Source organism: Streptomyces sp. KL116D (genome assembly GCF_030766975.1).
GTDB classification, from domain to species: domain Bacteria; phylum Actinomycetota; class Actinomycetes; order Streptomycetales; family Streptomycetaceae; genus Streptomyces; species Streptomyces longispororuber_A.
The window spans coordinates 500,804-524,216 of the sequence record NZ_JASERH010000136.1; the positions used below are offsets into that span (position 1 = coordinate 500,804).

The window sequence follows — 23,413 nt, forward strand, 5'->3', positions numbered from 1 at the left end:
GAGCCGACATGCTGACGACACGCTTCACCGAGACCTTCGGCGTCCAACACCCCATCGTGCAGGGCGGAATGCAGTGGGTGGGCCGCGCCGAGCTGGTCTCCGCGGTGGCCGACGCGGGCGCCCTCGGCTTCCTCACCGCACTCACCCAGCCCACCCCCGAAGCGCTGACCCGGGAGATCGCGCGCTGCCGCGAGATGACCGACCGGCCCTTCGGCGTGAACCTCACGATCCTGCCGTCGATCAACCCGCCGCCGTACGACGAGTACCGGCGCGCCATCATCGAGTCGGGCGTCAAGGTGGTCGAGACGGCCGGGTTCAACCCGGAGGCGCACCTCCCCGAGTTCCGGGCGCACGGCGTCAAGGTCCTGCACAAGTGCACGAGCGTCCGCCACGCGGTGAAGGCCGAGCAGATCGGCGTCGACGCCGTGAGCATCGACGGGTTCGAGTGCGCGGGACACCCCGGCGAGGACGACATCCCGGGCCTGATCCTCATCCCTGCGGCGGTACGACGGCTCACGGTCCCGGTGATCGCCTCCGGCGGCTTCGCGGACGGCCGCGGCCTGGTCGCGGCGCTGGCGCTGGGCGCCGAGGGCGTCAACATGGGCACCCGGTTCCTGTGCACCGAGGAGTCCCCCGTGCACCGCCGGGTCAAGGAACAGATCGTCGCGAACACCGAACTCGACACCGAACTCATCTTCCGCCCGCTGGGCAACACCGCACGCGTCGCCAGCAACACGATCAGCCGCAAGGTCGTCGAAGTCCTCGACGAGGGCGGCGAGTTCCCCGACGTACGGGACCTGGTGGCGGGCGTCAGGGGGCGGCGGGTCTTCGACGACGGCGACCTGGAGGCCGGGATCTGGAGCGCGGGCCTGGCCCAGGGGCTGATCGACGACATCCCCACGGTGCGCGAGGCCGTCGACCGCATCGTGGCCCAGGCCGACGAGGTGATCGCCGAACGCCTTGCCGGCGTCCGACGCTGACGTCCGGGACGTGTCACCTCGACCTCCCGCAGGTCAACGGAGTTCGTCGGTTGTCCGACACCCTGAGTCTCGCGGCCACCCGGCGTCACGGCAGGCTCGCACCGTGACGCCCCGGCTGTGCAGTGCGGACGGGCTACGTCATCAACTCGATGTGCGGATGCTCGGGCTCCGCCGGGCAGACGAACAGGTGCTGCCGGTAGCCGCTGCCTATCTGGACCCCGGTCGCGTTGTAGCCGCGGTGGCCGGGGTACGGCCCAGCACCTGGGTGAGGGTACGGAGACCAGCTGTTCCCGGCGTCGTCCCCTTCCTCGAACGTGGCGACGGTCATCAGGACCTCCATGCGGGTGCCGCATGCGGAGCAGGGCTGCGGGCTGGGGTCGGTGGAGTTCCAGGCAGGCCAGCCGCCGACCTTCCAGCCGGGCGCGTTGGACAGCACACAGTCGTAGTAGCACTCCGGGTCCATGTCTTCCTCTGCAGACTGCGGCACACTCCACTGCTTGAGCTGCTCCCGCAGTTCTTCGCTCAGCTCCAGATGGTCGGGGTACTCGGTGATCTGCTCCGGTTCGAGCACGCACGGTTCCGGTAGATAGCCGTCGAACTGCACTGCGGGCGGCTCGGGGGGCGTGTCGAGGATGTCGGTGACGGCGGCTGCCGAACGCCAGAAGAGAAGGGTTCTGGGCATGATCGGATGATCGAAGGGGCACCACAGAACCTGCAGCAGGTCCTTGCCCTCCGGCGGGCTCAGATCGGGCACATCCCGTACGTACAGCTGCGCGACGGGAAGCATCGCTACGGGGCCGTCGTACGACTGGACCGCCAGCCTCACCGGATACGTCCGAGGGGGCCGGATCCGCTCGAGAGTCTCCCGCTCCTCCGGAGTCAGGTCCCGGCCGTGCGAGGCGGCGAAGATCCGTCGTTCCAGCCGCAGATCCGCCGGGGACCGGGCTGGGTTGATGCCGTCCACCACATGCGGTTCCTCGCAGTACGGCCACGGCTCCTCAGCGGGCCACAGCAGCGGCCCGCCGATCGAGCTGTCGTGCCACGTCGGCGCCCCAGGGTGGGGGTGCAGGCGAGTCGCCGTACGGGCCAGCGGGGCCAGTTGGGGAAAAACCGCGGCAACGTCGATCGGCCGTGGCGGAGTGACGGGAGTGACATTCATGGCCGCAATCATGCCGATCGCCTCTGACAGCGGCCCTCGTGGCCGCCCCACGATGAGCTCGGGAGCCAGCGCAACTGCGTTCACGCTGCGCTGGAGTGGTGTTGCCGCTTCCGGGTCTGCCGGGAACGAGGGCCGGCACGGCACTTCGAAGAGACTGGCTCTAGTCGTCGCCGGTGAGGCGTCGCTCCAGCACGTCGAGGTCCTTGCTGAGCCGTTCCGCCTGGCGACTGGAGTCGTCCGCGCGGGAGAGGACCCGGTCGACGTCCCGGACCAGGTCACCGTCGCAGGGCGTGGCCTGCGACGGGGCCATGGCATGGATCCACTTCAGGTAGTCGGTGGCCGCGTCGACCGGGCCCATGAACGCGACCGTTCCGGCCGGGGTCAGCTCCTTCTCGGCGCCCTCGCGGAACTGGACGTCCACCAGGTAGAGGCTCGGGTCGATCGCCTCGATGCCCCCGATGGTGAACAGGACGCGCTCCACCTCACCGGCCGCCAGATCGTACGTCCCGTCCACGACGACGGTGACGGGTACGCCTCGCTCACCGAGTTCCGAGAGGTCGACGTCGTAGTTGGCGGTGATCTCCGTGCCGCCGCCGGTGTTGGGCAGGCAAGGACGGGGCCCCGTGCCGCTGATGAGCACCTTCTCCTTGCGCACGGTGAACCGGAATTCCGTGATCGCCGCCTTCAGATCACCGCGGTTGCGCACGGTGAGGGCCAGTCGGGTCGCCTGCGTCGTTCCGGACCGGAGCGTCTTCCCCTCCTTGAACTTGGCGGGAATCCGCTCCGGTTCGGGAAACTGCCGGGACAGCACCTCCACGGCGGGCTCCCTCTCCGGCGCCGGCGACGAAGGCGGCGTGTTTCCCGTGGCTGGCGGGTCGTCGGCGAAGGGGTTGGGCAGCCACCCGAAGAAGACGGTCACGAAGGCCAGCGCGACCGCCGTTCCTGCCGCAGTCGCACTGGCGCGCCAGTGCGCGCCTCCCGTCGCGCTGTTCGTGCCAGGGTTCGAGTTCGCGTTGCTGGACGAAGCGTCCGGCGATCCGTCGTCACCGCCCGATCCCGACCCTGGCGTCCCGTCTGCCATGCCTCCGCCCCCTCTGCCGCCCCGCTCCCGACCGCTCGCCCGTCGTTCACGGCAGCCTTCAATCGGGTTCCTGAGCGGATTCCCTCGCATCGTCGGGACGGCACGGATCCGGCCGGACGGTGACATTGACGAACGCTTCCCGTTCACTGCCCGCAGCTTGGAGAGTGAGGGTGTGATCGCCCAGTGACAGGACTACGTCCAGGCTCGGCCCCGTACCCAAGTCTCCATCGCGCGAGGAGCGCCACCGCAGGTCGTCGGAGAACCGACCGGGGTCTTCCGGAAAGGCGGCCTGCCCCATGAGCACGACGGGCGCACCGAACGGGATCTCCGCACCGTCGTCGGGACACAGAATCAACGGTTGCGGCCCCTTGCCACGTACGGCGAACGCAGGACTGTCGACGACTGCCGTGTGTAGTCCGTCGGAGGCCATGACCCGTATTTGGCACTCCGCTCCCCCCGGCAACTCATCGAAATCCACTGACGTTTCCGTCTCGGCCTGAGGAAGGCAGAGCGGCGTCCACGTGCGACTGTCCGCGCTGTAGAGGACGACGTACGCGAGGTCCGCGCGCTCGGGATGACGGGCGTCCCACCTGATGACCTGTGCGCCGCACTGCTCTCCTTCGGGCCGCCAGGACAGGCGGACTTCCGGGCTGCCTCGTGGAACCACGAAGTGGTGCACTTCGCGATGGTGGAACAGGAAGCGCAGCGAGGAGGCTCCCTCGACGACGGCGACGGCCCCTGCGACGAGCCGGGGTGCGGGCAGGCCCGACCGGTACGCGCACAGGGGCACCGTGAGGACGAGCCCGCGGCCGATGACCCGGCCTTCGGCGTCCACGCTTTCGACGACCAGGGCGTCAGGAGCGTGTTCGCCTCCGGGCGGGACCGCACCGGCCGGTTCGTCGATTCGGAACCCGTGGGTGAGCCGTAGCGTGGTCTCGTCCAGGAGCGTGCCTGTGATCGTCAGGTATCGCATCGGTGTCACCGCCCGCTCATGCCGGGTTGTCGTAGACGTGGTCGTACGTTTCGATCGATGGCCAGGTCGGGTTGGGGCAGTAGCCCATCAGTTCCCCGGTGCCGCGACGACGGATGAGCATGTCCTCGATGTGCAGTCCCGTCGCGTTCGTCCGGCCCGGCAGGCGCGAGTCGTGCGGCCACGGTTCCGCGCCGGTGCACAGCGCGTGATCGAGGCCGTGGGTGTGGCCCATTTCGTGGGCGAAGGTGTCCTCATCGGGTACGGAGGCGAAAGCTGGCGCCGTGAATCCGATGCGGGGAATCCCCATCCCTGACACCGGATAAGCCCCGTTGAAGGGCAGCAGGCCACATCTGATTCCTCCCGAGCGGCGGCCGATGAAATTGATGGTGGCCAGGCCGGAGAGCATGCCCGCCCAGCCGAGGACTGAAGTGAGGTCCTGCGTGACCGGCAGAGTGATCGGCGGGTTGACGCTGAAGAACGGCACCGGAAGCCTGGCCAGAGCGCCGCGCCGCAGGACACGGACGAACGTCGCCATGGTGGGCGGTGGTGCGCCACCGACGGTGTCGATGAGCAGGATGGGAGTGACTTCCTGGGGCCGCCGGTCGCGGAGTTCGACGGTTGTCGAGCTTTCGGCGCTCCAGCCGCCGCCCTCGCCGTAGTGCCCGCGCACCCATATCCGGGCACGCAGCTCGATGGAGGGTGTCGAGACCGAGGACAGAGGCAGCCGGTAGTTCAGCGAGTGGCCGAGGTTCTCCGTGTCCAGCTCACGCAGGGGCATCGCGGTGACGACACCGCCCGGATTCACGGGTTGCAGCGCGGCGCCGGACGAGCCGGTTGCCGGATCGATCACTTCCAGGTCGCCGGTCACTCCTGGCCAGCGGTTGCGCCCCGCACCCGCGTCGAACCCGTTGTCCACGCCCGACACCACGAACACCCTGACCACGGTCGAGCGGTTACGGATCAACCGGATCCGGTTCGCCGCACCACCTGTCTGAACGGATTGGTTTACCTCCACATACCGCACGCGCAGATCAGGCCGCGTGTCCGGGGACGGAGGAGGCGTATTGCGTTCCGTGCATGCGGCCAAGTCCCGCTTGGCATCTCGGATCTCTGCCCTGAGCTTGTTGATCTGCCGGCCGATCTGCCCCTTCTCCCCTGGCCCTGGCCCCGGCTCGTCCTTCGGCCTGTCGAGACCCGCCAGGTCCCGCTGGAGGGCGTCCAACTCCTGTTCCAGCGCTTCGATGCGGTCGGCGATGCTCTGACAGGCTGCGGGGATGGGCGGCATGAGGAGCCTCCGTCCGAACGGTGGGGGTGAGGTCCGACGAGTCGTGGGACACAGCCTTTGCCACGGGAATACCCCGACGACCCTCGTCTGCCCAGCCCGGAAGTGGGGCCTCCGCGCGCGCGGGCCCGAAGTTCGTCCGTTCATCATCACCACGGATGAGAGGGCGCTCCTGTGACGAGACCACTCCATCCGCTCCCAATTCTGCGCGGGCGATGGTTTCAGGGCCAGCGCTCGAAGACTTCGTCCAGGAGATCGGACACCCTCCTCGCAGGTACACCGAGCCAAGGCAGGAGCAGACCGATCACGTACACCGTCATGAACCGCTCGACCCCGCACATTTCCCGCATCACCTGATGCGCCACGAGGTAACGGTCTTCGGGACTGTAGCCAGCTTGCGGACGGAGCAGCAGGGAAAGCGCATCCAGTTCCTCGTTCCCTATGTCTTCCCCCGCCCGCGACACGACGAGAACGACGGCCGTGGCCAAGGATGCGGGAGGCAGCAGATCCGCGAGCCCCGCCAGAGTCGGCACCGGCATCTCGTCCGGCTGGGCCGAGGCAGCCTCCACCGCTTGTTCGGCCAGGTCCCGGGCCAGCGTCCCGCTCCCCCGGCGTGCGAGCGCAGCCAGCATCAAGGGATGATCCGGGGACATCCGGACCAACCGTACGACGTCGTCCTCGCGCACATACGGCACCAGTTGACTGAACACGTCCAAAGCAAGGGCTGGTGCCCAATAGTGGGCCTGGCGAAGTGCGGCCGCGGCAAGCCGGCCACTCAGTTCGTCGGGCACGAGCGGAGCCATCTGATTGAACACCCAGCCTTCCAGGGGGACGACACGCCCGCACGCTCTTTCCAAGAGCCGCATCGCGTGCTCAGGACGGTCCGCGCGGCACAGTGCGGGAAGCATGGCCTGCAGCGCGTAGCCGGCCCGGGGACGGTTGCAGACCTCGAGCGCAGCCTCCGCCTCACACCGCAATCGCTCAGGATCGCTGATGCAGTCGGCGAGGCTTCCGAGGACGAACCACCGCTCCTCCTCACCATCCAGGGAAGCCCGAGACAGGATGCGGTCAACAACGTCAGACGGAAGAGACCTCACGCTACGAAAGGCCTGGACGACGTCCGAGGACCTGGGTGATTGCTCGGCAAGAGCGGCGGCGTAGCGGACGAGTTCCTCCCGCTCCGCACCAGTGCGGCGGGCCGCCAGCGCAGTCGCCACAGTCAGCCTTGCGTACACGTCATCTGCCGCCCGGTCCATGCAGAGACGTGCCGCTTCGTCGAGTGCCGCCTCCGGCAGTACCGCGATCAGCGACTCCACGGTGCCGCTCCGGAAGGCGTCCCGCGGCAGGGAGCCGAGGATGCGCAGGGCGTATTTGGCATCCCCTGCCACGGCCGACCGTTCGGCCAGAGCACGCAGGGCGTGCTTGGCGCCGGAGCTCCAAGGTAGCGGCCCGACCTCCTCGAACGCACGGGAGAGCAAAGCACGCCGGTGGTCCGGGCCAAGCCACGGGAACGCCCACTTGAGAATCTCCAGCCGGTGCTCGACGCCGTCCAGTTCCTGGTAGGCGCGGAGGAACCGGTCGGTCAGCGCCACCGTGTCCTCGGGACCCGCACCCGCGGCCAGCATGGCCCATACGATCGGCCTGATCGCGCCGTCGCCAATGTGCCGTGCCTCACGAAGCGCAGCGGTCAGCAGCTCGCTTCCTTCGGCACCGCCGGCATCCGCCGCGACGGCCACCCGAACCGGCACGTCCCAGGGGCCCTCCGAAGCCGTGGCCGACCGCGCTGTCGCGACCCCCGCCTTCCGAGCCAACTGGGCAATCAGCAGTGCACGGTCCTGCGGCGGTACACGGTCGGCGAGCCGACGGCAGGCGTGCAGACACTGTCGTATCTGCCTTTCTGTCATATGCGGCACGATCGGCTCGAGTCGCACCGTGTCGCGCTCGTACGAAGCCAGCGTCGAGTCGGGAGGCGTCGTGTTCATCACTTCGGCGGCAGCAGCCAAGAGCTGCCGTCCGGCTTCGATCCGCCACGGGTCCGGCAGGTGGGGATGAACGGACCGCAGGGCGCCCGCGGGCCACGGGGAGGCGTCCGCATTGGTTCCGACGCGTTCCCATACGTCGGCCAGGGCTTGTGACCGGTCCGGTTCCTCCAGCAAGGGCGCCAGAACGCCCAGGGTCAGCGGGTCCAGCGGGGGCCGCAGTGCCTTTGCGGTGTGCAGCCGGTACAACTCGGCACGCGAGTCCCTTGGTAGAGCGTGCAGCATCTCCTCGAGCAGCGGCGACGGGCTGGTCCCCGCCAGACCTCGGCCCTGCGGCGTGCAGCCAGGAAGAGTGGGGAGAAGGAGAGTGCGGACGTCGGGGTCCAGCGCAGGGAAGACATCGCGGAACCACTTCATCAGCTCCCACATCCCCCAGCGACGCCATCCGTATTCCTCGCTGATCCGGAAGGCTGTTCCGGGGTCCCCGGCCTGTGCCCAGCGCGTTGCCAGGGCAAGTGCCGCGCTCCCTCCCGTATTGGCGCCCAGGCGGCCCAGCACCTGTTCCACCCCGTGCAGTGCATCGACCGGGGCAACCTTCACCAGGGCGTCCAGCAGGTTGTTGGGCAGGTAGATGTCCCATCCCGACAGCACTCCCGCGAGGGCCTCCGCTGCCTCCGGCGGTTCAAGCTGCGCCGCCGCGTTCTCCAGTACGTACGAGTGAAGCCATGCGTGCTCGCCGTCCGCCCGTGTCAGGGACAGTGCCTCCCGCGCGTGCCCACCCGACACGAGTGCGGCCATCAACTCGGTGGACAGATCCCTGTCGTTCTCCGCCAGGCTTTCCCGCAGGGAGTCCACCACCGGCGCTGGTAGCGGTCCCGGCAGCAGGGGCAACAGCAGACGCAGACCCTCCGCCCGCTCCTGGGCAAAGGGGAGGGCCAGAACGGGGCCGACCAGAGCTTCCGCGGTCGGCCGGTGGGTCAGGTCGGCGTATCGCAGGCACGTTACAAATCGCCCGCCCTCGGTCGACGAAGCGGCGCGCACCGTCTCATCGAGCAACCGTGAGGCATCGACGCCCTCCATCATCCCCGCCAGACTCAGGAGCACGGCTGCCCGGTCGTCCGCTTCCGGCAGGCGGTGCAGCGTCTTCAGAGCCGCCTCGCAGAGACCCCTTCGGCTGTAGGTGCGCGCGATCTCGCTGATGGCAGCGGTGCGTTGGCTGCATGCCGGCATGGCAAGCGCCTCATCGGCGACGCCGGCCAGCTCGGACGGGGACAGCGCGTCCGCCGTCACCGACAGCAGAGCGGCCCAGGAACAGGTGTCACCTGTGGCGTGCGCCGTGTCCAGGGCGGTTCGAGCGAGTGATCCTCGGTCGGCGGGGTCCGACTCGGGGACTGCGGCCGCCAGGACCCAAGCCCGCGGCAGAGCGAGGGAGAACGACTGCACGGCGTCCAACGCGGCTTGCCGGACCGTTCCCGTGAGATACGGCATCATCCAGGCCAGCGCCTGCCCCTTTGCCACGTCCCCGGACAGGTCGAGCGCCGTACGCAGTGCATCCCCGTGCAGCTCGACAGCCAGCTCGGGCATCAGTTGGGCCAGCGCTTCCGCCGCGGGGTCGCAGCCTGCGCCGTCTCGGCTGTGAGCCACCGCCTGTACCAGTGACACGGCCTCGGCCACGAGTTCGCGGCGCAGGACCGGCTCGGCGTCCGAGGCGATCGATCCCAGCAGGTTCACGCGCAGGGTGACCGAGGTGACCGCACGTGCCAGGACGAGCAGGTCGGGGCGGCGCTCCGGCGGAAGTACCGCGGCAAGGCCCACGCCCCAGGTGCACGGGACTTTCGGGCTCACCCTCTCCCAAGGAGGAGCGTCGTAGGCGAGCTCGATCGCCGCGTCGTAGGCCGAATGCCGTTCGGCTTCGGGGAGACAGGGCACGAGCCCCGCACGCACTGACGGCCAGTCCTCGGCGGCGCACAGGCCCGAACTCGTGTCCTTCCACGCCTGCGCCTGGCGTGCCAGGTCCCGCAGCCCGGTCAGCTGCCGGTCGGTCAGATGGCGGGCAGCTCGGGACACGGCCGTCGCGCGGGGTACGAATGCGGTGATGCGAGCTGCCGCGGTCAATGCCTCGTCGGTTGCTCCGAGTTGCGCGGCCGCTGGAACGGTGGCGAGCAGCGCGTCGTTCCGCTCGCTGTCGGTCGCGGCACGCGCTGCGATGTCCAGCGCCTCCACCGCGTGAGCTCGGCTCGGCTCAGGCGGTTCATCGCGCGCGACAGCGAGCAGGGCAGCGGCGGAACCGGCCGCGCCGGGCACCTGCCGGGCCCAGGCGAGTGCCTGCGCCGGTGTCCACTCGCCCTGCCGGACCAGAGCGGACACCATCTCGGGGGAGACTCCCCTGGCCTGCTCGCCGATGCTGTTCTCGGCGAGTGTGCACAACGCCTCCTGCGCCGCAAGCGAGGGCTCCTCCCCCACCGACACTGCGTGGAGGCAGGCCTGGTGCAGAGCCTCACGACAGCTGCGCGCATCGGAGAGGAATCCGCCGGCGCTCCCCTCGACGGCCAGCCAGGAACGCTCCCGCCCGGAACCGAGGAGACGCAACCAGTCCTCGGGGGCGGCACCCGAACGTTGCATGTGGGCCGCGAGGTACTCCACGGCATACGTGGGTGCGGCGTGAGGGGGCAGGGTACCGCCCTCCACGGCGGCACATATCTCCAGCCCCCACGTGGTGAAGCGGGTCTCGGTCTGCCGGACCTCCCCCCGGCCCATCTGCCGGGAACGCCAGTGCTCGGCGAGCCGGGAGTGGCTCAGTACGTAGCTCTGGTCCGCACCGATTCCTACGGCGAGGAACCTGGCGAGCGGGCCGAGGGCTCGCCGCACACCGCCGGTGGACAGCGCCGGGTCGACGACCCGGCCCACGTCCTCGGCACCGAGGGGGCCCAGCGCACAGGCGAGCACGGACATCACGGCATGCGCCTGCTCCTCGACGGCCCGCGCTTCCTGCCTGCCGAACTGGGACTGCCACAGGGCCTGCTGGTCCTCCCACCAACGCTGCAGGTAGCCGTCGAGCCCAGCAGGGATTCCGGTGAGTCGCTCCGGGGGGTCTTTGACGTACAGGCTCAGCAACAGCGGGTCACCGTCCGTCAGTTCGTGCAGTCGCAGCGCATGCCGCTCGCGTTCCCCGGGCGCCACACCGGTGGGCCTGCTCTCCTCCCGGGCCTCCAGCACTCGCCTCACCCCGTCAGAGGACAACGGGTCGAGGGTTCGGTCCGTCCCCAGACCCGTGGTGTCCCATGCGAACAGGCGAAGCCAGTCCCGGGCCGTCGGCCTCGCCCCGGTGGGACGCGCGGAGACGACGACCCGCAGCCCCGGTGGGGGGTCAGCCGGCAGGATGTACGGGCCGAGCTCCCAGTCAGCCGCCTCGTCGAGGCCGTCAAGGACTACGACCAGCCGCTGCTGAGGAGTCGGACGCCCCAGATAGTCGGAGACCACGCCCTGCCAGATGTCCGCGGGCACACCCGCGGTGGCGGGCGGCGTGTCCCCGTGGATGTCGGCGAGGCGTGCCGCCAAGCACATGAAGAACACAGCGGCGAGGTTGGTCTGGTACCTGATGCTGACCGGAACGAAGACCACATCGGTGTGCCCCCGGGTCTGCAGGCGCTGCACCCATCGCACCAGCAACGCCGACTTGCCTCGCCCGGCGGCTGCGCTCAGCAGCAAGTAGGGGGTGGCGACAGGATCGTCGAGCCAGTCGTCCAGGGCCGCGAGATCGGCGTCACGACCGCCGAACGGCACCGGGTGCCCACGACCTCCCAGATACTCCGTCACGAAGTTTTCGATCCTCGGCCCATAACGAGTCGGAAGTCTTTCGATGCCGGCCAGGAAGTTCTGCACGACAAAGTTGTGACTTCCGATCACCGTCCCCTGAGGCGACTCCAGATGCAGACGGGATCCCTGTTCCGGTCCAGGGCCTGGCACCGTCACCTCTTGGGCGGTTCCGCGGGCCGATCGAAGTTCATGGTGACATTCGCGTGGTTGCCCTGCACCGTTCCTTGGACGTTACCGCTGAACGTCGTGTGGAACGTGGTGCCTGAGCCCGCCCCCTCAGCGTCGAGCAGTTCCTGAAGCCGCGTGGCGGCCGCGAGTACAGCCGTGTCATCCGCAGCCCCGCTCGCCAGCAGTGCGTCCCGCAGCTGCTCCCGCCAGACATCGGGCCGCGCTTCGAACTGATCGAGGGCGAGCTCACCGTGGGGCTGATCGGCAACCCGGTTTGACACGAGCCCGCGCAGCGCGACGTAGGCGTCGCCGATCGCAGACGTCACCGCATCCTTCAACCCGGCGACGGCACCTGCTGAGAGCGCGGCGAGAATCAATGTGGCAGGGTCCATGGCGTTCCCCCGTACCTGTGAGCCGATAACGCACTGGTAATGAACCAAGCACACTTTCCCACAGACACGAAACCCAGGTAAGTCCCGAAGTGCCGTACGCATTCCAACTCGGAGAGCACCTCATCCCGAACGCACTCCGTCGTCACGGAACGCACCTGCTATTGGGGCGATGGGGTGGGTAGGGTCCCTGCATGGGGCAGGTCGATGACGTTCCGGAGAAGGTGGCCTGGATTCTGGTACGCGAGGGGCGGGTGTTCGTAACGCGGAACCGTGGTGTGGATCTCTTCTACTTTCCGGGTGGGAAGAGGGAGCCAGGTGAATCCGATACCGAGACTTTGGCGCGCGAGATCGCCGAGGAACTCCAGTCCCACGTCGATACGGCAACGATGGTGCACGTCGGCACCTTCGAGACGCGGAGGGATCACGACGGAGGCGCCGAGTTCCGGATGATCTGTTACACCGCCGAGTACACCGGTCCGCTGCTGCCCTCGGCGGAAATCGCGGAGTCGGCTTGGTTCGGCTATGACGATCGTGCGCGGGTGTCACCCGTAGATCAGATGGTGTTCGACGTTCTTCATACCTCTGGCCAACTGCTTTGAGGAGTTCTGAACGGCGATCGCCGCGAAGACCGGCTTCGCCCTTGAAGGCGTACGGCGCCGAGCGTCGCTCCACACCGCAAGGGAATCCCCTCAGCGCGGGCGCCCGCGGCGTCGCAGCTTGTGGGTGAAGCGGTGCATGTGCGGGTCCATGCTTTCCAACGGCTCGTCGAGGATCTGTGTCTCGGTCAGCCACCGGATGCCGTCGAACTCGCCCTGGTCGTAGGAGGTGACGCTGTCCCGGCCGGCCCGGAGCAGGTACCAGAGGGAGACATCCGTGTGGGAGCCCGGCCCTCGGGTCGGCGTCACTGTGACGAAGAACGGCTGCTGCCCGGTGAGTGGCGAGGCGACGGCATCCATGTGGAGTTCCTCGCGGCATTCGCGGACCACGGTGGTCCACGGATCCTCGCCGGGCTCGACGTGCCCACCGGGCGGCAGCCACAGGCCGGCCTTGCGGTGCGCGACCAGGAGCAGCTCGTGTCGGGTTTCGTCGTGGACGGCGAAGTAGCTCACCAGGTGCATCGCGGGCACATCCGGCTTCCGGGTCCGGTGGAGGGGCGCGCCGCTGCTCGCCCACTGTGCTGCGCTCTGTAGATGGGCGCGTTCCTGTTCGTCCCACGGCTCGATGGCCTGCAACGTGTCCAGCAGGCGGGTACGCAAGAGGTCGTCGTGCAAGAGGTCGTCGTGTGAAGGGCCATCGTGCGAAGGGCCTTGAGGAGGCAGGTCTGCAGGCATCCGGTCATCGTGGCAGGCAGCACTGACATCCCGGCTCGCGCACGTGCTCCGCCCACGCGATCCGACGACGCGGGAGGGAGTGACACCGTGGCCACTCCCCCGCACCGCGCCCCTCCGCCATGGTCCTGATCAGCCCTGCCCCAGCGGGCGGGCCCGACGAAGGTCTCCCAGGTCAGACGAGGAGCTTGGCCTTCAGGGCTGCGACGGTTGCCGCATCGATCTTGAGGCCGTCCCGTACGTAGGCGTCGAAGCTGCCGTAGAGGTGGTCGACCTCGCTGAAGGCCGCGCGCAGCCAGGACAGTTCCACGGCGTCCGTGCGGCCCAGGTACGCGTTGCTCGCCAGGAAGTCGGCCTCCACGGTGGACCGGGGGACGCCGAGGAGCGTCAGCAGCACGGCGTTGCTCCAGCCGGTGCGGTCCTTGCCGGCGCTGCAGTGGAAGACGGTGGCGCCGTCGTTGGCGGCGACCGCTGTGAGCAGGTCGTGGAACGCGTAGTCCGCACCGACGAAGTCGACCATGAACGGATAGCCGATGGACTGGCCGAGGTCCGAGGATCCGGACAGCAGGCCCGCGGCCAGTGCCTTGACCAGCGTGATCGTGGCCGACTCGTGGAACTTCAGTCCGTGGCTGACCGAGACGACGTCGGCGACCTGGTAGCGGATGCCGGCCGGGAGCGCGTCGGGGTCGTCGTAGCGTTCCTTGATGTTGCGCAGGTCCACGTCCAGGGAGATGCCCTGGGACAGGAGCGTGGTCTGCTCGGCCGCGGTGAGCGTGCTGAGCTTGTTGGACCGGTAGACCTTGCCCATGCGGACCCAGTGTCCGTCGGTGGTGCGGTAGCCGCCGGCGTCGCGGAAGTTCTTCGCCGAGGCGAGGCCCAGCGAACGGTCGGCGACGACGAGCGCCGCTCCCTGGTCGGGTACGAGCCGGAAGTACCAGCGTGCGGCGGACGGCAGCTTTCCGGCGGGGACGTCGAGGGTTGCCGTGCCTGCCGTGGTGCCGACCGTCGTACCGGTGACGGCGTTCGGATCGGTGACGGCGACGACGGTCACGGACTGCGCCGGTGAGGCGTAGCTGAGGGTGTAGCCGCCGTCGGCGGCCTGGTGTGCTTCGGCCGTGGTGAACGGCACGGCAGCGGTGATCGAGCTGGCCGCGGCAAGGGGCGCGGCCGCGGCCGGTGCGCCGAACGCGGTGCCGGTGCCGACGCCGGCGAGCAGTGCCGCAGCGACGGCGACTCCGGTCAGCTTCGGATGTGTGCGCACGAGGTGGGGGTCCTCTCCGATGAATGCGGGGGGGCGGATCGGGGGCGGGGACTCAGGCGCCGAGCCGGTTGAGGACGATGTCGGCGTAGGCGGCTTCACCGGCCGCGTTGGGGTGCAGGGGCGCCGCGAGGTTGCCGGGGATGTAGCCCTCGACCCACCGCACGCTCGCCGACTGGCAGGAGTCGTGGCCCTTGCTCGGCGTGCGGACGTCCACGTACTCGGCGTTGTTGGCGGCGGCCTGGGCGGCGATCACGCTGTTCATGCCGTCCACGCTCCCCTGGAGCCAGTCGGCGTCCTTGCCCAGGACTGGCACGCGCGGCCAGCAGCCGCCTGGCTTGATGTAGTCGCCGTATCCGGTCACCAGGACACGGGCCTGGGGTGAGCGCGCGTGGATCTCGTCGAGCACGGCGTCGAGTTTGGGACCGAGGGCGGCGATGCGCTGCGCGACCTGGTCGACCCCGTCCTTGACGAACTCGTCCTTGCAGGGGTCCGCGAACGGGTTGAGCTGCAGGCAGTCCTGGGCCACGCCGACCAGGCCGACGTCGTTGCCGCCGATGGTGAGGGTGACCAGGGTGGTGTCGGCGCTGAGCGCGTCGAACTGCGGGGCGGCGGTACCCGCGTCGATGCCGCCGACCGACAGCGGCTGGGGGTGCGTCATGTCCTGGGTGTCGGCACCGCTGCACGTCACGTCGCGGAACGCGTCCACCTGCAGCTTCGCGGCGAGCAGGTGTGCGTAGTTCCGCTCGGACCGCCCGCAGGCGATCGGCCCGGTGATCGGCGGGACGAGCGGCCCGGAGGCCATCGAATCGCCCAGCGCCACGTAGACCTCCCGGTCGGCGGACGGGGCGGCCGCGGCCGGGGTGCTCAGGGAGGCACCGAGGGCCGCGACGGCCAGGGTCACCGCCGCGAGGGAGGCGCGGGCCGGACGGTGGGAGCGGTGCTGGGTTCTGGAACGAGCAGGTGAGTTCAAGGCGACCCTCCAGGCAGATTCCGAGCGGATACGGAGCAGATTCCGGGCACGTTCCGATGGGGAAGTGCTGTCGGACAGCCTGATGGCCTGGGCAACGGCGGTGTACTGGCAGGTAATGCAGAGTCTTGGCGGCATGTTTGTGACGCGTGACAACACGGCTGATCCGAACCGACGACTTCCGGCCGTCCCCTCTCCTGCCTCGGCCCACGGCCCGGCCGCACCGGAATCGTTCAGGTGGTCACGGTGAGCGGTCCGGGCCGGGGACGGGATGACGGCTGCGTCGCGCGACCAGCGCCGCGTTGATCTGGTGAAGGTCGGACGTGCTCGACGGAGACAGGCCGGTCAGCTGCGTGATGCGCCGGATCCGGTAGTCCACCGTGTTCGGGTGGATGAACAGCGCGGCCGCGGCGGCGCGCCGGTCCAAGTCGCAGGCCAGGTACACCTCCAGGGTCCGCAGCAGGCCCGGCTTCGGCTCCAACGGAGCCAGAAGGTTGGCGAGTTCGTCGAGGGCCGCGCCGGGGCGGGACAGTTGGTAGTCCAGCAGGACGTCCGCCAGCCGGTACAGCCCGGGCGGACGACCTGTGCGGCGGACCAGCTCCACGACCTCCGCATTGCGCCGGACCGCCTCTGGCAGGGCCGCGGTCTCTACGACGCTCGCTGCCGCGGTGATGGCGACGGCCGCCGATCGGGACGCCTGTTCCACCACACCGCACAGTTCGCTCCAGGGCGGCGGTTCGGTCACCGGCAGCAGTACCGTGCCGCCCTCGCTGTCCAGGGCGGTGAGGGCGGGCTCGTGGCCGCCGCGGTCGATGGCGGCGCGCAGCCGACGGATCTTGCGGCGTGCGGCGATCGCGGCGCCGGGCCCGGCTGCCTTCTCGTCCGGGTGCAGGTCGACGGCGAGGGTGAAGGCCGCGTAGTACGGCGTCGGGCGGGGCGCGCCTCGGCCGCCCGGTTCCTCTCCGGACAGCAGCGCGGCCATCAAGGCTCGGCGCCCGTCCTGTTCCTGACTGTCGATGAGCAGCCGGGTCTCCAGATAGGCCGCGCTCACCGCGGCCGTCAGCTGCTGCAGCAGGGTCAGCACGCGGTCGATCGCTTCCTGCACCGCCGGGAGCTCGTGCGGTTCCGCGTCGGCCGTGATCTCGCGCCAGCACATCGCCGAACCCATGTGGTACGCGGTCAGGATGGCGTCGAGCGGAACTCCCTCCTCGGCGCGCTGCGAGGCGGAGTCGCGCTGCTCGGTCAGCTCGGACTCGGTGGCCGGCCGGCGGTGTTCCAGGACGTCCGCGCACAGCCGGAGGTTGTGCTGCACGATCTCGGTGATGTCGCCGGACATCGCCTCGGCCGGAAGTCCCGCGTAGACGGGCAGTTCCGTGCGCAGGCGACCGACCACCGCGCGGCTGAGTTCCGGGACGCGGGCACGGAGGTACGGGCCGATCTGCCGCCCGGCGATCTGCAGCGGCGCCCGTCGCCGGCTTGCCGCTGAAGCGCGTAACGCCTGCTCACCCATCACACCAGCTCCCGGCGAGGTCCCTGCTCATCGGTATCGGCCGGGGCCGAGTGTGCCGAAAGATTCATCGCAAAGCGATGGGCCGGCGAAAACCGGCACGTGCCCCGCGCGGGAGGCGCCGAGACGATCGCCCTCCTCGATGAGGCCCAGGAGCAACGACTTCCGCGCCCCGGCGGTGTGCCCCGCGGCAGATTGCGTGTCCAAGGCGTTGACGCGCCGTCAGGCCGTACGCCATAACTTCTCTTACAACGATGTAAGGGCGGCGTGACGATCCGTACCTCCGGCACGCCTCCTCCCCACTGGGATGCCTGAATCCGACCCTTTCAGCACCTCTCCCGTACAGCGTTGTAAGGATCGACGACCAGAACCGGGCACCCCGCGTGCTCCAGCACCTCCGTACCGCCGTCCGGCGGCCCGTCCGGCCGCGCCCTGCGACACGAGGAGCCCCGATGCACCACCCGTCCACCCCCCTCAGACCGGCACGCCTCCCCCGTGCCCTGTCCGCGTCCCGCTGGGGCCGCGCGCTCGGCATCCTGCTGACCGCCCTCGCGCTGCTCCTGGGCGGCGCCACCGTCGTGGCCCCCGCCGCGCAGGCCGCGGCCACCGCCTGGACCCCCAAACCGGCGCCGATGACGACGCCGTGGACCGACCAGGTCTCCCGGGACAATCCGCTGCCGGAGTATCCGCGGCCGCAGCTGACCCGGCCCGACTGGGCCAATCTCAACGGCATCTGGGACTTCGCCGTGACCTCGGCGGACGCCGGGCAGCCGGCCTCCTTCACCGAGCAGATCCGGGTCCCGTTCGTCGCGGAATCCGCGCTCTCCGGCATCCAGCGCAAGATCACCCAGAACGACAAGCTCTGGTACAAGCGCACGTTCACCGTTCCCGCCGCGTGGAACGGCCGCCGCGTCCAGCTCAACTTCGGCGCCAGCGACTGGCGTACGACGGTGTGGGTCAACGGCCAGCAGGCGGGCACCGCCCACAGCGGCGGCTACGACGCATTCGGCTACGACATCACGCCCCTGCTGAACGGCGGCACCAACACCATCGTGGTCTCGGTGTTCGACCCCACCCAGACCGGCGGCCAGGCCGTGGGCAAGCAGCGCATCAACGACGTGACGCCGCACCCCGGTGGCGGCATCTTCTACACCGCCGCCTCCGGCATCTGGCAGACCGTGTGGCTGGAGCCCACCGCCCCGGCCCACGTCACCCGCCTCGACATGGTGCCGAACCTCGCCGACTCCACCCTCCGGGTCACCGTCCGCGGCGACGGGATCAGCGGCCAGAGCGCACGCGTCACCGTCAGCTCGGGCGGCACGACGGTCGGCACGGCGACCGGCGCGGTCGGCTCGCAACTGACGGTCCGCATATCCAACCCGCACCTCTGGTCCCCCGACGACCCGTTCCTCTACGACGTCAAGGCCGACCTCCTCTCCGGCTCCACGGTGTCCGACTCCGTCGGCAGCTACGCCGGCCTGCGGTCGATCTCGCGCGGCACGGTCGACGGAAAGCAACGGCTGCTGCTCAACGGAAAGTTCCTGTTCCAGACCGGCACCCTCGACCAGGGGTACTGGCCCGACGGCATCTACACCGCGCCCACCGACGACGCCCTCAAGTACGACCTCCAGAAGCACAAGGACCTCGGCTTCAACATGGTCCGCAAGCACATCAAGGTCGAACCGCAGCGCTGGTTCTACTGGGCCGACCGGCTCGGACTGCTCGTGTGGCAGGACATGCCCGCGATGGACACCCGCACCCCGGACGCGGCCGCCCGCACGCAGTGGGAGGCCGAGTACGACCAGATCATCGACGAGCACCGCAGTTCTCCCTCGCTCGTGATGTGGGTCAATGAGAACGAGGGCTGGGGCCAGTACGACCAGGCCCGCATCGCCGACAAGGTGAAGGCGGCCGACCCTTCGCGCCTGGTCGACAACATGAGCGGCATCAACTGCTGCGGCTCGGTCGACGGGGGCAACGGCGACGTGATCGACCACCACATCTACGTGGGCCCTGGCGTGACCACCCCGTCCTCGACCCGGGCCGCCGTCCTCGGCGAGTACGGCGGCCTCGGACTCCGGGTGTCCGGCCACGAATGGTCGCCGGGCAACGGCTTCTCGTACGAGGACCAGGCCGACGCCGCCCACCTCAACAACCGCTTCATCGGCCTGATCGACGCCCTGCGCCTCCAGCAGATGCCGGCCGGCCTGTCCGCGTCGGTCTACACCGAGATCACCGACGTCGAGAACGAGGTCAACGGCCTGCTCACGTACGACCGCCAGGTCGTCAAGGTCGACGCGGGACGGGTCAAGGCGGCGAACCAGGCGTTGATCAACGCCTCGAAGAGTCCGACGGCGCCGACGACCCTGCCCACCGGTCTCAAATCCCTGCGGGTCACCACGCCCGGCTACACCGACCGCTACATCCGCCACAAGGACGCCCTCGCGTACACCGAGGTCGTGAACAGCGGCAGCAGCGACCTGCTGAAGAACGACGCCACTTGGCGGATCGTGCCCGGCCTGGCCGACAGCTCCTGCTACTCCTTCGAATCCCGCAACTACCCGGGCGAGTACCTGCGCCACCGCGAGTTCCGTGTGCACCGGGAGGCCGGTGACGGATCGGCACTGTTCCGCGCGGACGCCACGTTCTGCGCGGTGCCGGGGCAGGGCGGCGTGCGCCTGATGGCCCAGAACTACCCGGGCCAGTACCTGCGCCACTACAACTCCGAGGTGTACCTCGCCGTCCCCGGCGGCTCCCGCGCCGCGGACAACCCCAGTCTGTTCACCGAGGACACCACCTGGGCCGTGGAAGCGCCCTGGGCTCCCTGATCCGTCCCGTTCCTCGTTCCCCCGGGCTGCCGCGCGCATCTCCCCACAAGGGGCATGTGCGCGGCAGCGTCTCTGAGGGGCAGAATCGGCAATCCCGGGAAGTACGGGGACGGCGCGTGCTTGTCTGACCACATATACGGGGGGTAGGTCATGCCGGAGCCATCTCCAGGAGTTTCACACCGCACGAGCAATCAGGTCTCGGGGAGCGGTTCGTTCCACGGCCCGGTGATTCAGGCCGGTCGTATCCACGGCGACATCAACATCCACCCGACGGACCCTCCCCCGGAGGTCCCCCTCCTGGTGTCCGTCGAGGATCGCAGGCGGTCGAACGACATCGTCGAACTCGACGACGGCACCCTCCTCGGCCTCGGCATGGGCGTCCGTGTGCAGATCGAGGGCCTCACCCAACAGGCCGTCATCCTCAAGGAGTTGCGCCCCATCGTTCTGTCTCGCACGCCTCCGCGTCCCGCCGTGGACAGGGGCTTCACGCACGGCAGGCTCGAAGTAAAGGGCTTCGAAGCCGACTTCGATCGCACGCCCCCTTCGTTGAAGCCGCTTCGCTCCGCACCACAGAGCGGGCAGACCTCGGGCCCGCCCGCAGAACGGCCCCCGGACTTTCTGTTCACGGTGACGAGCAGCGATCCGGAAGTGTTCGAGATCTACCCCTGCTCGCGGTCCGATGCCACCTGGCGCCTGGAACTGGACTGGAGCAGCGCCGGCCGGAGCGGCACGGTCACCATCACGGGCCCTGAGGGACCGTTCCGCTACTGGGCCGACCCTCCGATGGCGCCGGAACTGAAGGGATAGGTTCTCCGCATGCCTGCACATCTCAGCCCCGGCGCTTCGGGAGCCCTGCGTCGCTTCGCCGGCTGGCTCGCCCGCGGGTCGGTGGGCCAGCCGATGCTGGATGGGATCGACTACTGGGAAGAGTTGCGCGCGTCGCCCTCACAGATGGAGATCGTCGTCGCGATCTTCGTCAACGTCCTCGAACTGGACGAGGAGGGAGAACCGGTCAACGAGAAGCACGCGGAGCGTCGCGCTGCCGCTTGGCTCCATCGATACTGCACCGGGGAGCTGCCCCCGGGAGAGCCCGACATCGAGCCGTGGGAATGCCGGCTCCACTGAGCAGAGCACCAGCCCCCAACCCTCTCACCTGCCCTCCGCCAGGGCTTGGACCTGCTGACGCAACTGCCTGACCTCGGCGATGAGTCGGGGCACGCTCTCGCGGGCGGCGGCTATGAAGCGCGCGTTCTCGTCCCACTGCTTGTCGGCGACGTCGACGTAACGCGGCTGCTGGACCAGGGTGGCGGCGACGATCTCGCGGTGGTCGAAGTCCGGCCATCGCTCGCCCAGGCCGGTGTCGGGGACGGTGCTCACCGCCACGAGGTTCATGGCCCAGTCGTCATCGAGGAAGCGGACGTACCAAGGCCCTGGGGTCGCGGCCTGCACCGCCTCGTCCAGTTCGTCAAGTTCCGCCTCGGTAAGGGCAGGTGGGATCGTCATCGACTTCGTGCTCCTCTCAGCACCGTGAACAGGGCCATTCTCGATTGACGCAATCCTTCGGGCCAACGGATTTCCTTCGAGGGCGACGGCACTGACCAAGCGGCAGCCTATCGGCACCCGGGTTCCTTTTACGAGAGCGCACTGCTACCTTCCTACGTAACGGAACCACGATCCCGTTAGTGGTGGCGATGGCGGTTCCGAACCTACTCAGCCCTGCCCTGCCCTGCCCTGCCGCGCACCGCCGCATCGGCGAGCGGAGGGAACGAAAGGAAGTCCCGCCATGGCCATGGTCAAGACGAAGGCCGCAGCCGCCCCTGACGAGTCGCGACCGGCGCACGGCACGACCACTCCCTCGGGAGACGACCCAAGACCCCAACCACAGCTCCTGACCGGCCGGTTGAAGCTGATCCTGGCCGTCCTGCTCGTCTCCCAGTTCATGCTGGCCGTCGACTTCTCGATCCTGAACGTCGCCCTCCCCGCGATCGGTGACGGGCTCGGCTTCTCGCTGTCCAACCTGCAGTGGATCGCGACCACGTTCGCCCTCTCGGCAGCCGGATTCACGCTCTTCTTCGGGCGGATCGGCGATCTGATCGGCCGCAAGAAGATCTTCGTCGGGAGCCTGGCGCTGCTCGGCCTCGCCTCACTCGTCGGAGGACTCGCCACCTCGCCGGAGGTGCTGCTGGTCGCTCGCGTCGCGCAGGGTCTGGCCACGGCTGCCGCCACTCCGGCCGGGCTCGCCCTCCTGACCACGTCCTTCCCCGAAGGGCCCCTGCGCCAGAAGGCGCTGGGCATCAACGGCGCTCTGATGTCCGCAGGATTCACCGCCGGCGCCATCCTCGGCGGCGTCCTCACCGACCTGCTCTCCTGGCGCTGGGCCTTCTTCATCAACGTGCCCGTCGCACTGGCCGTCGTCCTCATCGCGCCCACCGTCATCAAGGAGTCGAAGCCGGCCACCCGCCCCAAGCTGGACCTGCCCGGCGCGCTCACGGTCACCCTCGGTCTGCTCGGTCTGGTCTACGGCCTCACCCAGGCCGGTGAACACGGCTGGACCGACACGCACGCGGTCGTCGGCCTCGGCGGCGGTGCCGTGCTCCTCGCCGCGTTCTTCCTGATCGAGCGCAAGGTCGCCGATCCGCTCGTCCCGCTGAAGACGCTGGGACGCCGCAACGTCGCCTGGGGCAACGTGCTCGGTCTGCTCGCCTTCGTCACCGAGACCTCGCTCGTCTACCTGCTCACGCTCTACCTGCAGAAGACCCTCGACTTCTCCCCGCTGACCGCCGGCATCTCGTTCGGCGTCCTCGGCATCGGTACGGTCGCCGGCGGACTGCTCGCCCCCAAGGTCATCGCGAGGACCTCCACCCTCACCGCCCTGGTCGCCGGCGGCGTCATCCAGACCGTCTTCACCGCCGCCCTGTTGTTCCTGGGCACGACCACCACCGCCTCCATGGCCCTGCTCCTGCCCGCGACCTTCTTCGGCGGCATCGGCAACATGCTCGTCATCGTCGGCTTCATGGTCACCGCCACCAGCGGGCTCCCGGACGAGGAACAGGGCCTGGCCACCGGTCTCGCCTCGATGTCCCAACAGGTCGGCATCACGCTCGGCACGCCCATCATGTCGACGGTGGTGACGGCCACCGCAACCGGCGCGACGACCGCCTCGGCCATCCACCACGGCGTCACCCTCGCCATCGCCGTCAACGCGGCTCTGGTCTTCCTCGGCGTCGTCCTCGCGGCGGTGTTCCTGCGCACGAAGCGGCAGCCAACTGGTGCCGCATCAGGCGACGTTCGCCCTGGCGAGTAGCCAAGCCAGCACAGCCACACCAGTGGGTAACCCAACAAGGTAGCCGACGAGCACTCCGACGCCCGGATCAGCCAGCGCAGGAAAAGCCCAGTTCAATGCTGCCGCCACGAACAGTCTCACCGCTACCAGCGCAAGGAGGGCGGCAACAGCGGCAAGGCGACGCGGCGGGCCCGCCCGGCTGTACAACTCAGCCGCGGGCCCGATCGCGATCACGCCGGTCACGATCCCGACGAAACTGGTGTCGGGCAGCCACCCGAACGGCCACCCCACCAGAGCGACCAGCCCGGAGACAGCGAGACCGAACAGTTCCAGCGCGACGGTGGACACCACCGGGTCCCACGAGCGGCGCCGGATCGAGCCGCTCCCACTGTCCTTCTCATCGGCCACG

Annotated in this window: 18 protein-coding genes; 6 read left to right on the plus strand and 12 right to left on the minus strand. The window is 69.1% G+C overall.

Annotation, left to right across the window (positions count from 1 at the left end; translation table 11 throughout):
* Window positions 1-8: 8 nt before the first annotated feature.
* Window positions 9-980: an NAD(P)H-dependent flavin oxidoreductase gene (locus tag RBJ77_RS50980; protein ID WP_372351184.1), complete on the plus strand. Its 972-nt coding sequence runs from the start codon at window positions 9-11 to the stop codon at window positions 978-980.
* Window positions 981-1,113: 133 nt separating this feature from the next.
* Here RBJ77_RS50980 and RBJ77_RS50985 read toward each other — a convergent pair whose 3' ends face one another.
* The 6 genes from RBJ77_RS50985 to RBJ77_RS51010 form a co-directional block, all read right to left on the minus strand.
* Window positions 1,114-2,139, minus strand: coding sequence for a hypothetical protein (locus RBJ77_RS50985; RefSeq protein ID WP_372351185.1), 1,026 nt, complete (start codon window positions 2,137-2,139; stop codon window positions 1,114-1,116).
* Window positions 2,140-2,299: 160 nt separating this feature from the next.
* The gene (locus RBJ77_RS50990) at window positions 2,300-2,956 is read right to left on the minus strand and encodes a hypothetical protein (protein ID WP_372351186.1); all 657 of its coding nucleotides are present in this window, start codon (window positions 2,954-2,956) and stop codon (window positions 2,300-2,302) included.
* Window positions 2,957-3,278: 322 nt separating this feature from the next.
* Window positions 3,279-4,193: a hypothetical protein gene (locus RBJ77_RS50995; RefSeq protein ID WP_372351187.1), complete on the minus strand. Its 915-nt coding sequence runs from the start codon at window positions 4,191-4,193 to the stop codon at window positions 3,279-3,281.
* A 16-nt stretch (window positions 4,194-4,209) separates the two neighbouring features.
* Entirely contained in the window at window positions 4,210-5,478 is a 1,269-nt protein-coding gene (locus RBJ77_RS51000) for a hypothetical protein (protein WP_372351188.1), read from the minus strand.
* A 218-nt stretch (window positions 5,479-5,696) separates the two neighbouring features.
* Complete coding sequence (locus tag RBJ77_RS51005; RefSeq protein ID WP_372351189.1) at window positions 5,697-11,336, minus strand: hypothetical protein; 5,640 nt, start codon at window positions 11,334-11,336, stop codon at window positions 5,697-5,699.
* A gap of 86 nt (window positions 11,337-11,422) precedes the next feature.
* Window positions 11,423-11,830, minus strand: a complete 408-nt coding sequence (locus tag RBJ77_RS51010; protein WP_372351190.1) for a hypothetical protein — start codon at window positions 11,828-11,830, stop codon at window positions 11,423-11,425.
* A gap of 191 nt (window positions 11,831-12,021) precedes the next feature.
* Between RBJ77_RS51010 and RBJ77_RS51015 the strand changes: the two genes are divergently transcribed.
* The gene (locus RBJ77_RS51015) at window positions 12,022-12,429 is read left to right on the plus strand and encodes an NUDIX domain-containing protein (protein WP_372351191.1); all 408 of its coding nucleotides are present in this window, start codon (window positions 12,022-12,024) and stop codon (window positions 12,427-12,429) included.
* Between the two features lie 90 nt (window positions 12,430-12,519).
* Here the strand turns inward: RBJ77_RS51015 and RBJ77_RS51020 are convergent, their stop codons facing one another.
* The 4 genes from RBJ77_RS51020 to RBJ77_RS51035 form a co-directional block, all read right to left on the minus strand.
* Complete coding sequence (locus RBJ77_RS51020) at window positions 12,520-13,086, minus strand: NUDIX domain-containing protein (RefSeq protein ID WP_372351192.1); 567 nt, start codon at window positions 13,084-13,086, stop codon at window positions 12,520-12,522.
* A 247-nt stretch (window positions 13,087-13,333) separates the two neighbouring features.
* Window positions 13,334-14,419 (minus strand): tyrosine-protein phosphatase, encoded by a 1,086-nt coding sequence (locus RBJ77_RS51025; protein WP_372351193.1) that lies wholly within the window; start codon window positions 14,417-14,419, stop codon window positions 13,334-13,336.
* A gap of 52 nt (window positions 14,420-14,471) precedes the next feature.
* Entirely contained in the window at window positions 14,472-15,389 is a 918-nt protein-coding gene (locus RBJ77_RS51030; RefSeq protein WP_372351194.1) for an SGNH/GDSL hydrolase family protein, read from the minus strand.
* A 238-nt stretch (window positions 15,390-15,627) separates the two neighbouring features.
* Entirely contained in the window at window positions 15,628-16,896 is a 1,269-nt protein-coding gene (locus RBJ77_RS51035) for a PucR family transcriptional regulator (RefSeq protein WP_372351195.1), read from the minus strand.
* Between the two features lie 449 nt (window positions 16,897-17,345).
* On the opposite strand from RBJ77_RS51035, the gene RBJ77_RS51040 reads away from it, so the two are divergent.
* The 3 genes from RBJ77_RS51040 to RBJ77_RS51050 all read left to right on the plus strand — a co-directional run bounded on the left by RBJ77_RS51040 (window position 17,346) and on the right by RBJ77_RS51050 (window position 20,846).
* A complete protein-coding gene (locus RBJ77_RS51040) occupies window positions 17,346-19,721 on the plus strand; it encodes an AbfB domain-containing protein (protein WP_372351196.1) in 2,376 nt (791 codons plus the stop codon).
* A 225-nt stretch (window positions 19,722-19,946) separates the two neighbouring features.
* Window positions 19,947-20,528 carry a hypothetical protein gene (locus tag RBJ77_RS51045; protein WP_372351197.1) on the plus strand — a complete coding sequence of 194 codons (582 nt, stop codon included), beginning with the start codon at window positions 19,947-19,949 and terminating at the stop codon, window positions 20,526-20,528.
* 9 nt (window positions 20,529-20,537) lie between these two features.
* Window positions 20,538-20,846 carry a hypothetical protein gene (locus tag RBJ77_RS51050; protein WP_372351198.1) on the plus strand — a complete coding sequence of 103 codons (309 nt, stop codon included), beginning with the start codon at window positions 20,538-20,540 and terminating at the stop codon, window positions 20,844-20,846.
* Window positions 20,847-20,870: 24 nt separating this feature from the next.
* Here the strand turns inward: RBJ77_RS51050 and RBJ77_RS51055 are convergent, their stop codons facing one another.
* Window positions 20,871-21,224: a hypothetical protein gene (locus RBJ77_RS51055; protein WP_372351199.1), complete on the minus strand. Its 354-nt coding sequence runs from the start codon at window positions 21,222-21,224 to the stop codon at window positions 20,871-20,873.
* A 286-nt stretch (window positions 21,225-21,510) separates the two neighbouring features.
* Between RBJ77_RS51055 and RBJ77_RS51060 the strand changes: the two genes are divergently transcribed.
* Complete coding sequence (locus RBJ77_RS51060) at window positions 21,511-23,025, plus strand: MFS transporter (protein WP_372351560.1); 1,515 nt, start codon at window positions 21,511-21,513, stop codon at window positions 23,023-23,025.
* Here the strand turns inward: RBJ77_RS51060 and RBJ77_RS51065 are convergent.
* Window positions 22,999-23,412 (minus strand): hypothetical protein, encoded by a 414-nt coding sequence (locus RBJ77_RS51065; protein ID WP_372351200.1) that lies wholly within the window; start codon window positions 23,410-23,412, stop codon window positions 22,999-23,001. The genes RBJ77_RS51060 and RBJ77_RS51065 overlap by 27 nt on opposite strands.
* Between the last annotated feature and the right edge of the window lies 1 nt (window position 23,413).